Raw genomic sequence first — 12,530 nt, forward strand, 5'->3', positions numbered from 1 at the left:
GAATTCCGCCCCTGGTCGGAGCGACCTCCGACGGAATCGTGCCGGGAGCGTCGCCGTTACTAAATGACTGCGTGCACCTCCTCGCAGCTCTCGCCGTGGCCGCGCTACCCACGGTGCTCACCATCGACGACGCGGTGCGGATCTTTCGCGAGCGCGGCTTCGACCTGCTCATCGCCGACGCGCAGATCGCCGCCGCCGAAGGCGACGCGACCGTCGCCGCCGCGATCGCCAATCCACAACTCGGCGCCACGGTGGGAAGGTCGTTCGACTACGACGCCCGCGCCTGTCCCGGTTGTTCGGCGACGGCGTGGTCGGTGGCGCTCACCGATCCGTCGGCGCTTTCCGATCTGATCACGGGCAAGCGCGGGTTGCGCACCGACGTTGCCCGGTCCGCTGTGACTGCGGCACGGCGTTCACGCGACGACGCGCTCCGCACCCTGTCGCTGCAGGTGCGCCAGGCCTTCCTCGATGCGGTGCTGCAGCAGGCGCAGCTCGGCCTCGCCCGCGAGCTTGCGGAGTCGACCGAGCGCACCCGTGCTCTCGACCAGCGCCGCCTGGAATCCGGCGCCGTCTCCGAGGCGGAGCTGGCGCGGGCGGAGGTGGCGGCGCTGCAGGCCCAGCAAGGCGTGGACCTGGGCGAACAGGCCCTGATCGCAGCGCGGCTCCAGCTCGCGTTCCTTCTCGGCGTGCGCGAGGCCGCGCCCGACTTCGCCGTCGATTCGACGCTTTTCGAACGCGCCTTGCCGGAGACCGACCTGTCCGTGGAGGCGCTCTCGGCTGAGGCGCTCGAGGAGCGGCCCGACCTGCTCGGCGATTCCGCGCAGGAAGCCCGGGCCGAGGCGGCCCTCGCGCTCGCGCGCCGGCAGCGCATCCCTGACGTGGCGCTCTCCGCCCAGTACGCCCAGGAGGGCTCGGGCCAGAACGCGCTGCAGCCACCGACGCTGACGTTCGGCGTGCAGCTTCCGCTGCCGATCTTCTACCGGCAGCGCGGCGAAATCGCGCGCGCCGAGGCGGACCTGCGTGCCCAGCGCGTCGCCCGGGAGAAGCTGCGGGCGCAGGTGCTCTCCGACGTGCGGCAGGCGACCGCCGCCGTCGACGCGAATCGCCGGCTCGTGCAGCGGTTACGGACGCGAATGCTCGGCCGGGCCAGGCGGGTCCGTGACCTCGTGCAGGTCCAGTACGAGAAGGGCGCGGCGTCGCTCCTCGAGCTGCTCGACGCCCAGCGGACCTGGGCACTGACGTATGCCGAATACCTCAAGGACGTCCACGACTTCTGGCTGTCGCTGTTCCGGCTGGACGCCGTGGTGGGACGCCGATGAAGCGCGCGCTCCCCCTCCTGCTCCTGCTCTGCTGCGCCCGGCGCGAGGAGCACGAGACCCCGCGGCCCGCCGCCGGAGAAGTGTGGCTCTCGCGCGAGCAGCTCGACTCGGAGCAGATGCGGATTGGCGTGGTGGGCGAGCAGCCGGTGGCGACGACGCTGGAGGCTCCCGGCCGCATCGCCTTCGACGACCTGCGCGTCGCGCACGTGTTCGCGCCGGTGTCCGGACGGATCGTGAAGATCGATGCCGCGGCGGGACAGCACGTGCGCAAGGGCGACGCGCTGCTGGAGATCGAATCGCCGGACGTCGGCGCTGCATTCGCCGACGTGGGCAAGGCCGAAGCAGATCTCGCCGCGAGCGAGCGCGAGCTGAAGCGGCAGCAGGAGCTCGTCGAAGCCCACGCCGCCGCGCAGCGCGAGCTGGATCAGGCCCGGAACGCCTACGAGCGGGCACGGGCCGAGCTGGCCCGGGCACGGCGGCGGGCGGAGCTGTTCCGGGTGCGCGGCATCGATCGCGTCACGCAACGCTTCTCGCTCCGCTCGCCCATCGACGGCGAGGTGATCGCGCGCACGGCCAACCCCGGCACCGATGTCCAGGGCCAGCTCTCCGGAGGGACCGCGCCCGAGCTGTTCACGGTCGGTTCGCTCGAGACTATCTGGGTCTACGCCGACGTCTACGAGGCTGACCTTGCGCGCGTGAAGCCCGGCGCTGTCGTGCAGGTGAAAGTGATCGCGTATCCCGACCGCAGCTTTCCCGGACGCATCGAATGGATGTCGTCGGTGCTCGATCCCGTCACCCGGACGGCGCGCCTGCGCTGCCCGCTGGCAAATCCCGATCGCGCGCTCCTCCCCGAAATGTACGCGACCGTCTCCATCGCCACGCCGCCTCGCAAGGCTCTGGTGGTGCCGCGCAGCGCCGTCCTGCACGTCGGCGACGAGAGGATCGTTTTCGTCCAGAGCGGCACCACCGAGAATGGGCTGCTCCGGTTCCAGCGCCGCCGGGTGGTCCTCGAAGAGAGCGAAGGCGATCCGGTCCCGGTCAGCTCGGGGCTGCAGGTGGGCGACGCGGTGGTCGTCTCGGGCGCGCTGCTCCTGAGCGGGATGCTCTGATGCGCTGGCTGGTGGAGAAGGCGCTGGCGGCGCCGTTCATGGTCGTCGCCTGCGCCGCCGGCCTGCTAGGCGTCGGGATCTGGTCTTACACGCGGATGGACATTGAAGCCTATCCGAACCCGGTGGCCCCGATGATCGAGGTGATCACGCAACCGGCCGGATGGAGTGCGGAGGAGGTGGAGCGCTACGTGACCATCCCGCTGGAGAACGGCCTCGCCGGGATGATCGACCTCGAGCACATCCGATCCCAGTCGCTTTTCGGGCTCTCGGACGTGAAGTGCTACTTCGATTGGACGCCGGACTACCAGGTGGCCCAGCAGCGGGTCATCAACCGCCTCCAATTCATCCAGCTACCGCCCGGCATCCAGCCGCAGCTCTCCCCCTGGAGCGCGATCGGCGAAATCTACCGGTACACGCTGAAGGGACGAGGTTACTCGCTGGCGGAGCTGAAGACCGCGCAGGACTTCATCCTCGAACGGCAGTTCCGCCAGGTGCCCGGCGTGGTCGACGTGGTCGGGTTCGGTGGCGAGACAAAGGAATTCCACGTCGACGTCGATCCGTACCGGCTCAGGGGTCACGCGCTCACCCTCGGCCAGCTCACGCAGGCGCTTGCCAACGCCAACCAGAACGTGGGCGGGCAGCGGCTCTCCCTGGGAGAGCAGTCCTTCAACGTGCGCGGCCTTGGCCTCATCCGCTCGCTCGACGACATCGGGCAAATCGTGCTCGCGCAGCCGAAAGCCGGCACCCCGGTGCGCGTCCGCGACATCGCGCAAGTCCGCGTAGGCGCCGCGCCGCGGCTCGGCATCGTCGGCAAGGATCTCGAGTCCGACGTGGTGCAGGGGATCGTCCTGATGCGCTACGGCGGATCGTCCCTGGAGACCCTGAAGGGCGTGCACGAACGCGTGGATCTCGTTCGCAAGAACCACGTGCTTCCCGTCGGGATGGAAATCGAGCCGTACTACGACCGCGCGAAGCTGGTGAAGCTGACCACCGGCACCGTGCTCGAGAATCTCCTCGTCGGCATGGTCCTCGTCACCGTGGTCCTCTGGGTGTTCCTCGGACAGGCGCGCGCGGCCGCCGTCGCCGCCGTCAACATCCCCCTCGCGCTGATGGCGGCCTTCTGCGGGATGGTATTCACCGGCACGCCAGCGAACCTCATCTCGCTCGGCGCGGTCGACTTCGGCATCATCATCGAGCCTACCGTGGTGATGGTGGAGAACGTCTATCGCCACCTCGGGGCGCGGGGACGGGGAACCGTGCGGCAGCGGATCGCCGAGGCGGCGGGCGAGATCGGCGGCCCGATGATCTTCTCCACGCTGATCATCACGCTCGCCTTCGTCCCGCTCTTCACCCTCACCGGTGTCGCCGGCGTGATCTTCTCGCCGATGGCACACACGTACGCGTTCGCCATCGGCGGCGCGGTCGTGCTCTCGGTCGCGCTGACGCCGGTCCTCGCCGCCTGGGCGCTGCGCGTAGACACGAGGAGCGAGCATCGCGAAGGCCACGAGGAGCCGCACGGTCACGACAACCGCTTCCTTCGCTGGGTGGACCGCGTCTACCGGCCGCTCTTCGAGCTCGCACTGAAACGGCGCCGGCTGGCGATCGCTCTCGCGCTCGCGCCGGTCCTCGCCGCAGCGGCCCTGCTCGCCGCCACCGGTACCGAGTTCATGCCCAAGCTCGAAGAGGGCAACTTCTGGATCCGCGCGACCCTTCCCACCAGCATCTCGCTGGACACCAGCGAGAAGCACGTCGGCCGCATGCGCCGCATCCTGCTCGGCTGCGAGGACGAAGGCTGCAGCCGCCGCCGGAACCCGGAGATTCGAACCGTCGTGTCTCAGCTCGGCCGCCCCGACGACGGTACCGACCCGTCCGGCTTCTACAACATCGAGATGTTCGCGCCGCTGATCCCCCAGCAGGAATGGCGACGCGGCATCACCAAGGGGAAGCTGACGCAGCAACTCTCGCGCGAGCTGCGCGAGGCCTTCCCCGGCGTCGACTTCAACTTCTCGCAGGCCATCGCCGACAACGTGGAGGAGGCGATGAGCGGCGTGAAGGGTGAAAACACCGTCAAGGTGATCGGCCCGGATCTGAAGGTGAACGAGCAGAGGGCGGCGGAGATCGTCTCCATCCTCCAGCAAGTGCGCGGCGTGGAGGACCTCGGCATGTTCCGCTCGCTCGGACAGCCCGACGTCAAGATCGCTCCCGATCGGGAGCGGTGCGGGCGATATGGCCTGAACGTTGGCGACGTCGCCGCGGTGGTCCAGGCCGCCATCGGAGGCCAGGCCGTGACCCAGGTCTACGAAGGCGAAAAGAAGTTCGACCTGGTGGTCCGCTGGGCAGAGCCATATCGCAAGGATCTCCGGGCCATCCGGCAAATCCTGGTCTCCGCACCTGACGGAGCGCAGATCCCGCTCGGCCAGCTCGCGAAGATCAGCGAAGAAGACGGCCCCTCGGTGATCTACCGCGAGGACAACCGTCGCTACGCGCCGGTGAAGTTCTCCGTCCGCGGGCGCGATCTGGGATCGACCATCGCCGAAGCGCGGGAGCGCGTGGAGTCCGGGGTCAAGCTGCCGTACGACACGTATCTGGAGTGGGCGGGCGAGGCGGACCAGATGCGCGAGGCCGCAGCGCGCCTGAAGATCATCATTCCCCTGACGCTTCTCCTCATCGCCTTCCTCGTCTACTCGGCGGTGGGCGGAGTGCTCGACATGCTGATCGTGCTGCTTTCGATCCCGGTCGCCTGCAGCGGCGGAGTGATCGCGCTGTTCCTCACCGGCACGCACCTTTCGGTCTCGGCCGCAATGGGATTCATCTCCATCTTCGGCATCGCGGTGCAGGACGCGATCATCGTCGTGACCTACGCGAAGAAGATGTGGAACGAAGGACATCCGCTCGAGGAGGGCGCGCGGCTCGCCGCGGAGCGCGGCCTCCGCCCGGCGCTGATGACGGCGTCGGTGGCGCTGACCGGTCTCTTGCCCGCCGCGCTGTCCCGCGGCATTGGGAGCGAGACGCAGAAGCCGCTCGCCATCGCCGTGATCGGAGGGATGCTGGTCCTCGCCATCCTGCCTCGCCTGCTGCTCCCCTCGCTGCTCACCCTGGCGCACGCGCGGCGCGCCATTCCTGCCCGCGCCGCCGCACCGCAGTGGTAAGCTCGCGCCCTTCGACAGGAGCGCCGCGCAATGGCCCAGGCCAGCAGATCCGTCACCATCGACGTGCCGCCGGAGAAGCTGTTCGACGTGATCGTCGATTACGAGAGGTACCCGGAATTCTTGCCGGAGGTGAAGAGTGCGAAAGTGGAAGGGGGACAGGGGGCCATCAAGGAAGTCTCCTACCGGGTCGACATCAAGGCGAAGGTGATCAGCTACACGCTCAAGCACATCGCCGAGCGCCCGAACAAGCTTTCGTGGACGATGGTCAAGGGCGAGATGATGAAGGGGAATGACGGGGCCTGGACGCTGAGGCCGGGAGCGCGGCCGGGAACGACGGATGCGACCTATAGCATCGACCTCAAGCTCTCCTCGCTGGTCCCGGGCTTCATCGAGAAGGCTCTGGCCGAGCAGTCGCTGCCGGGTCTCCTGGCCAACTTCAAGGCGCGCGCCGAAAAGCTGCACTCCGGCAAGGCATAGCTACTCCCAAGGCAGCGCGCGGACCGCCGCGGCGCTGCGGGACAGCCGGCGCGACCCCGCGCCGGGCTAGTTCCAAGGCAGCGCGCGGACCGCCGCGGCGCTGCGGGACAGCCGGCGCGACCCCCACCGGGCTAGTTCACCTATTCCATTGCGAACCAGGCCGGCTGCTGGCGCACCCGCTGCAGCCAGGCGCTGACCGACGGGAATTGCGCCAGCTCATGGCCGGCGTCGGGAGCCAGGTGCGTGTACGCGAAGAGCGCGACGTCGGCGACCGAGTATTCGTCGCCCACGAACCAGGGTCGCTGGGCAAGATGCCGCTCGAGCACCTTCAGCGCCGACACTGCCCGGGGCTTGTAGTGCTCGAACAGCGAGGCGTGCTGCTCGATGCCAAACTTCTTCCAGACTCGCGGCAGTCCGATGGCCAGCTCCACCTGGTTCTGCTCGAAGAACATCCATTGCTGGACCAAGGCCTGCGACTTCGCGTCGGTGGGAAGCAGCTTCGAGCCGCGCGCCAGATAGAGGAGGATGGCGTTCGATTCCCCGAGGGCGAATCCGTCATCGACGATGAACGGCACACGCCCGAACGGGTTCACCTTGCGGTACTCGGGCGTCCGCACCGCGCCGCCGACGAGGTCCAGGCGGACCACCTCGTGCGGGATCGAGAGCTGCTTCAGCAGCAGTCGGACCTTGTAGGTGTTTCCCGAGACGGGCGCGTCATAAAAGATGAGCATGCGGCGAAACCTACACCTTGCGCGGGCCGGCTGCGCGGCTCTACCCTGCCGGCGTGCGAATGGAGGATCTCCGCAGGACACCGGTTCCAGAGCTGCAGCGCCTCTACGTCGACGAACGCCGCGATCTTCCCTGCGGCGGGCTCACGGCCCTGAAGGCGGACCCGCGTGCGGGAGCGAGGGCAGTCGCCGAGAAGATTGAGCGCCGCAACCACCAGGCGCAGGCCGAGGGCCGGAGACTCTGGCGCCTCTGCGCGTTCGAGCTTCCCCTCTGGGACCAGGGCATCACGCTGGTCGGCGGCTGCGACGAGGTGGGAATGGCGCCGCTGGCAGGACCGGTCATCGCCGCGGCCGTCATCCTCCGCCCCGGCGCGCGGATCAAGGGCGTCAACGATTCCAAGCAGCTCACGCCGGAAGAGCGCGTCGAGCTCGAGCCGGAGATCCGCGCGCAGGCCGTCGCGGTGGGGATCGGCCGCGCCGAGGTGCATGAGATCGATACCATCAACATCTACCGGGCCGGCCTCCTGGCGCTGAAGCGCGCCGTGCTCGCGCTCGATCCGCAGCCGCAGCACCTGCTCATCGACGCCCGCAAGCTCGACGGCCTGACGATGCCGCAGCAACCGATCATCAAGGGCGACGCGAAGAGCATCACCATCGGCGCCGCCAGCATCGTCGCCAAGGTCCACCGCGACCGCCTGATGGCGCAGCTCGACGGCGAGTACCCGGGATATGGGTTCGCCGACCACAAAGGATATCCGACCCCGGAGCACCTCGACGCATTGGAGCGCCTTGGTGCGTGCGCGCTGCATCGGCGAAGCTTCGCTCCGGTCGCGAAGAAGCTCGGCCTGATCCCCGAGCAGCAGGATCTCTTCGCACCGCCGAAGAAGCGCGCCGGCGAAGCGCGCTGAGGGGAACGGACAATGGAGCTGCTCCAGGCGCCCGAAGGCGATGTCGTCGCGACCCACCCAGCCACGCTCTTCGCCCGGATTCTTGCCGTCCTGATGATGATGGTTCCGGGCGCCGCGCTGATCGCGGTGGGAGCGCAGCTCTCCCCCGCCGACGCCACCAAGCAGATGCCGCTCTTTGCTGGCGGCGGCGCGCTGCTCGCGCTCGGGATCCTCGCCATCGTCCAGCAGAACCGCAGCAAGGTGGTGGTGCGCACCGACGGGATCGAGCGCTGGGGATTGCGGGGAAAGCTCTGGGCGCTGCGCTGGCCCGAGATGGCGGAGCTGCGGTACCGGGCGGTGAAGATGCGCCTGTACCACGTCATTCCGGTGGGCACGAACATCTACCTGACGCTCACCGACCCGCAGGGACGCAAGCGCCGGCTCCCGAGCAACATGAAGGGAATGGACGTGCTCGCCGAGCGCGTCGCGGACCAGCAGACGGCGGCGCGGTTCGCCGAGGCGCGCGCCGCCATCGACCGGGGCGAGGAAGTGCGCTTCGGCAAGGCGCTCGTCCTCGACCGGGAGAAGGTCTCGGTCCGCAAGCTGTTCGGCGGGTACAAGTCGTGCGCGCTGCCGGAAATCGAGAAGGTCGTGGTCGAGGCCGGCGTCCTGCGCATCCGGCAGCGCGGGAAGTTCCTCGCGTTCGGCGGAGGCAGCGTGGGCGCGATTCCCAACGTGTTCCTCTTCCTGCGGCTGCTCGACGCCCTCGTGGCGCGGCCGACGGCGATCCCCCAGGATCGCGAGTTCTCGGCCCTGGCCAGCGTTGGCTGACGCGCTCACCGGCAGGCAGCGGCGCCATCTGCGCGCGCTGGGGCACCACCTCCAGCCGGTGGTGCAGGTCGGGCACGAAGGAATCACCGAAGCAGTGGTGCGAGAGACGCATCAGCAGCTCGAGACGCACGAGCTGATCAAGGTGCGCATCGGCGAGAGCTCCCCACAGGATCGGCACGAGGGGGCGGAGCGGCTGGCGGAGAAGACCGGCGCGCAGGTGGCGCAGGTCCTCGGGCGCACGGCGCTGCTCTACCGGGCACGCAAGGAAGAGCCGGAGATCGTGTTGCCGAAGTAACCGAGGCTCAGCCCTTTGTGCCCATCAGGCGCAGCTCGCGCTGCGCCTCCACGTGCTTCTCGTCGATCTCGACCACGCGCGAGTAGCACTTCTTCGCCAGCCTGGCGTCGCCGACGACCTTCGCCATGTGGCCCAGATAGAGGTGTGCCGGCAGGCAGCGTTCCACCATCTTCGTCGCCTTGCGGCAGTCCGCCGCGCACTCCTCGTACGACTGCTTGCGGTCCTTGGAGAAAAGGAACTTCGCGTACCCGCGCAAGGCGAAGAATTCCGCTTCCTCGGGGTTCATCTCGATGGCCTGCTCCAGCAGCTCGAGTCCCTCCTGATACTTGCGCGCCTTGATCAGGATCTCCGCGCGCTGGAAGTTTTCCTCGGCGGCGAAGATGCGGCTGACGTCGACGTTCTCCGCCTTTCCGTCCAGCTCTCCCTCGTATTCCTTGCGCCGCTTCTCGTCCCCGATCACCTGGGCCGCTTCATTGACGCGCGCGAAGAGACGCTCTTTCATTTCCTTCAGCTCCGCTTGGTCCGGGTTCGTCACCGTGTCGGGGTGGAGCTCCTTGGCGAGCACGAAGAAGTTCCGCTTCGTTTCCGCCGGCGTCGTGGACTTGCGCTCCAGGCCCAGCGCTTCGAAGTGGTTCAGCTGCGAGAGGCGTTCCCAGAGTGCGGAGAGCCGCTGCAGCATCGCTTCCGGCGGCTCGTTCGCCGGGCCCTGAGCAAACGTGGGTGGCGGACGCGAGACGGCGGGAGCGGCGGGCTTCGCCGGGGTTGGCGGCGACACGGCTTTCATCACTGGCGGCGCTGCGGGTCTCGGCGCCGCCCGCGGCGGCTGCCGATTGATCTTCGGCGCTGGCGGCGGGGGCGCTGCGGCAGCCTTCGCGGGTTGGGGCGGCGGGGGAATGACGGGCTCGGCGGGCGGAACAGCCTTCGCAGCCGGCGGAGGTGCTTCAGCCTCATCGGCAACCTCCGCGAACGCGAGGTGGCCGAGCTCCGTCAACAGATAGAGCAGCCGCAGGCTCATGCCAGCGTCGTGGGCCTGCAGCACCTCTTCCCCGGTCTTCGTCCCGTCGATGGCTGCGTAGATGCGCGTTTCCTGCGCATTGAGTCCCAGCTCCTCGACCTTGCCGACGCCGAGGCCTCCGGAGCGGACGACCGGCCGCGTGAGGCGCTTGCCGAGTCGCGCGCGCAGGAGGGGTACCTCGAGCCGGCGGACGGAATCCATCAGCAGCCCCCAGCGCGAGCCGAGCGGGAACGATCCCGCAGGCGGAGCTGCTTCCTTGTGGAACGTGAACGCCCCACGCCAGCAGGAGAATGCCCGATCGAGCAGGAATGCGCCATGCTCGCCGAGCAGCCGGTGCGCGTCCGCCGCCGGGATGAGCTGCAGCTGGAAGAGCACCGCCACGACGTCCTGGCCGCTTTTGGCTGCCTGCTCTTCCGCCGCGCGAACCTTTTCCGCCCCAAGCACGCCCTTCATCTGCAGGAAGCGAAGAAGGCCGAGTTCCGGATCGTCGGAGGCGACGTGCTCCGGTGTCCCGCGGCGGAACACGATCTGGAGCTTCTTGCCGTCCTCCAGGTCGAAGCGAAAACCGCCGGACGCGGCGCTGAGCGCCGTCAGCGCATACAGGCGGACGGGCGAGACGCGCGCGAGATCGCCGGAGTCCGGAACCTCCAGCGTCTCCGGCGCCTTGAACATCACCGGCGTCTTTCTCGGCGGCGGGGCCGGAGGTTCGGCGGGTGCCTTCGGCGCCAACGCCGACGCGGCGGGCGCGACCTCGCGCGCCTCCGCCGCCTCGCCGATGCCGAACGCCTCGGCCATCGCCCTGCTGATCCGCGGACCCGCGGGAGGCAGCGCCGCGGTGCGCTCGAGCTTGCGCGCCGGGGTGAGAAGGTTGCGGAGCTCGGGAAAGTCCGCTCCCGGCAGCCATTCCTTGCCGTCGATCGACGCCTCGCAATTCTCGGTGAGCTGGCCGCGCAGCCGCTCGAGAGCCGAGATGGTGAATGGTCCCCAGATCCGGCCGTGCTCCGTGCGCACCCAGTAGTTGCGATCCACCGGCCGATTTTACCATCGGCGTGATAGCGTCCGCGCCCGCAGCGGTCCCCACCCATGCGCACACGAAGAGCGGCACGGCCCAACGCGACGCTCCTCTGCCGGCGCATCGTGGCGGACATGGCGAGGAAGCTGCCGGAGCTGTCGCACATCCAGGTCGCGCGCATCCTGTTCGTCGCCGGCGAGGCGCGGCGCACGTCGCGGGCGACCATCAAGCCGCTGCTCGGCGCCCGGGTGTCGCTCAAGGGGAAGCGCGCGCTCTACTGCATCACCCTGCGACCGAAGTTCTTCCGCGCCAGTACTCCCGAGCAGCGGGTGGAAACGCTGCTCCACGAGCTGCTCCATGTCTCCGCCGAGTTCGACGGCCGGCTGCATGCGGGTCGCCGGCATGCGGTGCTGCCGGGCACCAGGTTCCGGTCCCTGCTCCGGCCGCTGCTGCGCAGGTATCTTGCCGATGCGGACGCGGACCTGCTTTCCGGCCTCGGTCATCACGGCGACGTCGTGGCGCGCCAATGGCTCGAGCGGCCGACCGGCAAGTCGAGCCGCCGCCAGCCCTATACCGAGAAAGACCTCTTCTTCGGGCCGGTGCAGATGATCACCCGCCGCCACCTGCACTCCTGAGAACTTGAAATTGCTGCGGCGTCCTGCGACTTTCCGCGGCCATGAAGATCGCGGTCCTGACCGGCGGTGGAGACTGCCCGGGTCTCAATGCGGTGATTCGTGCGGTGGTCCGGCGCGGAGAGCAGCACGGCCTCGAGGTGATGGGCGTCCGGGAGGGCTGGCGCGGTCTGATGGACCCGCCCCTGCACTTCCGTCTCACCCGCGAAGCGACCAGCGGCATCCTCCATCTCGGCGGCACCATCCTCGGCACCAGCCGGACCAACCCGTTCAAGAAGCCGGGCGGCGCGGACATGGTGATCCGCAACCTCGGCTCGCTGAACGTGGGCGCGGTGGTGGCCATCGGCGGCGAGGACACCCTCGGCGTGGCCACCAAGCTGCACCAGATGGGAGTCAACCTGGTGGGTGTGCCGAAGACCATCGACAACGATCTCTCCGGCACCGATCTCACCTTCGGCTTCGACACGGCGGTGCAGATCGCCACCGAGGCTATCGACCGGCTGCACTCCACCGCCGAGTCGCACAACCGGGTGATCGTCTGCGAGGTCATGGGCCGGCATGCAGGCTGGATCGCGACCCACTCCGGCATCGCCGGCGGCGCGGACGTGATCCTGATCCCCGAGAAGCCGATCGAGATCGATCGCGTCTGCGAGCACATCATGCGGCGCCATCGCTCGCGCGGGGTGAACTTCTCCATCGTAGTGGTGGCGGAGGGCGCGAAGCTGGGTGGCGGCGAGAGCAAGGTCACCGAGAAGCTCGATGAGTTCGGCCACGTCCGCCTCGGAGGCATCGGGCAGCACATCGCCGAGCTGATCGAGAAGAAGACCGGCTACGAGACGCGCGCCACTGTCCTCGGCCACATCCAGCGCGGGGGGACGCCGACGGCGTTCGATCGCGTGCTGGGCACCCGCTTTGGCGTCCACGCCGCCGACATGGTCGCGAGGAAGGAATGGGGGAAGATGGCGGCGCTGCGCGGGAACCTCATCGCGAGCGTGCCTCTCGCCGAAGCGACCGCGAAGCTGAAGACCGTCGACGACGCATTCTTCGCGGTCGCCGAAGTCTTCTTCGGGTGAGCA

Annotated in this window: 11 protein-coding genes; 9 read left to right on the top strand and 2 right to left on the bottom strand. The window is 68.7% G+C overall.

The window, feature by feature from the left end; translation table 11 throughout:
* Nucleotides 1-2 precede the first annotated feature (2 nt).
* The 4 genes from E6J58_14090 to E6J58_14105 are packed head-to-tail and all read left to right on the top strand — an operon-like array spanning nucleotide 3 to nucleotide 6,054.
* On the top strand, nucleotides 3-1,319 hold the full coding sequence (locus E6J58_14090; GenBank protein ID TMB36334.1) for a TolC family protein: 1,317 nt from the start codon (nucleotides 3-5) through the stop codon (nucleotides 1,317-1,319).
* Nucleotides 1,316-2,428, top strand: coding sequence for an efflux RND transporter periplasmic adaptor subunit (locus tag E6J58_14095; protein TMB36335.1), 1,113 nt, complete (start codon nucleotides 1,316-1,318; stop codon nucleotides 2,426-2,428). Before E6J58_14090 ends, E6J58_14095 begins: the two co-directional genes overlap by 4 nt.
* Complete coding sequence (locus E6J58_14100) at nucleotides 2,428-5,577, top strand: efflux RND transporter permease subunit (GenBank protein ID TMB36336.1); 3,150 nt, start codon at nucleotides 2,428-2,430, stop codon at nucleotides 5,575-5,577. The genes E6J58_14095 and E6J58_14100 overlap by 1 nt, the downstream gene beginning before the upstream one ends.
* A 30-nt stretch (nucleotides 5,578-5,607) precedes the next feature.
* On the top strand, nucleotides 5,608-6,054 hold the full coding sequence (locus tag E6J58_14105; GenBank protein ID TMB36337.1) for an SRPBCC family protein: 447 nt from the start codon (nucleotides 5,608-5,610) through the stop codon (nucleotides 6,052-6,054).
* 140 nt (nucleotides 6,055-6,194) lie between these two features.
* Here the strand turns inward: E6J58_14105 and E6J58_14110 are convergent, their stop codons facing one another.
* A complete protein-coding gene (locus tag E6J58_14110; GenBank protein ID TMB36338.1) occupies nucleotides 6,195-6,785 on the bottom strand; it encodes a glutathione S-transferase family protein in 591 nt (196 codons plus the stop codon).
* A 59-nt stretch (nucleotides 6,786-6,844) separates the two neighbouring features.
* Between E6J58_14110 and E6J58_14115 the strand changes: the two genes are divergently transcribed.
* The 3 genes from E6J58_14115 to yhbY are packed head-to-tail and all read left to right on the top strand — an operon-like array spanning nucleotide 6,845 to nucleotide 8,795.
* Nucleotides 6,845-7,690 carry a ribonuclease HII gene (locus E6J58_14115; protein ID TMB36339.1) on the top strand — a complete coding sequence of 282 codons (846 nt, stop codon included), beginning with the start codon at nucleotides 6,845-6,847 and terminating at the stop codon, nucleotides 7,688-7,690.
* 12 nt (nucleotides 7,691-7,702) lie between these two features.
* Nucleotides 7,703-8,500, top strand: a complete 798-nt coding sequence (locus tag E6J58_14120) for a hypothetical protein (protein ID TMB36340.1) — start codon at nucleotides 7,703-7,705, stop codon at nucleotides 8,498-8,500.
* A complete protein-coding gene (yhbY, locus tag E6J58_14125) occupies nucleotides 8,493-8,795 on the top strand; it encodes a ribosome assembly RNA-binding protein YhbY (GenBank protein ID TMB36341.1) in 303 nt (100 codons plus the stop codon). The genes E6J58_14120 and yhbY overlap by 8 nt, the downstream gene beginning before the upstream one ends.
* Before the next feature lie 7 nt (nucleotides 8,796-8,802).
* Here yhbY and E6J58_14130 read toward each other — a convergent pair whose 3' ends face one another.
* Nucleotides 8,803-10,839, bottom strand: a complete 2,037-nt coding sequence (locus E6J58_14130) for a hypothetical protein (GenBank protein ID TMB36342.1) — start codon at nucleotides 10,837-10,839, stop codon at nucleotides 8,803-8,805.
* A gap of 54 nt (nucleotides 10,840-10,893) precedes the next feature.
* On the opposite strand from E6J58_14130, the gene E6J58_14135 reads away from it, so the two are divergent.
* Both E6J58_14135 and E6J58_14140 read left to right on the top strand, forming a co-directional pair.
* Entirely contained in the window at nucleotides 10,894-11,457 is a 564-nt protein-coding gene (locus E6J58_14135; protein ID TMB36343.1) for a hypothetical protein, read from the top strand.
* Nucleotides 11,458-11,498: 41 nt separating this feature from the next.
* Nucleotides 11,499-12,527, top strand: a complete 1,029-nt coding sequence (locus tag E6J58_14140; protein TMB36344.1) for an ATP-dependent 6-phosphofructokinase — start codon at nucleotides 11,499-11,501, stop codon at nucleotides 12,525-12,527.
* The last annotated feature ends 3 nt before the right edge of the window (nucleotides 12,528-12,530 follow it).

The organism is Deltaproteobacteria bacterium, from assembly GCA_005879535.1.
Taxonomy (GTDB): domain Bacteria; phylum Myxococcota; class Myxococcia; order Myxococcales; family 40CM-4-68-19; genus 40CM-4-68-19.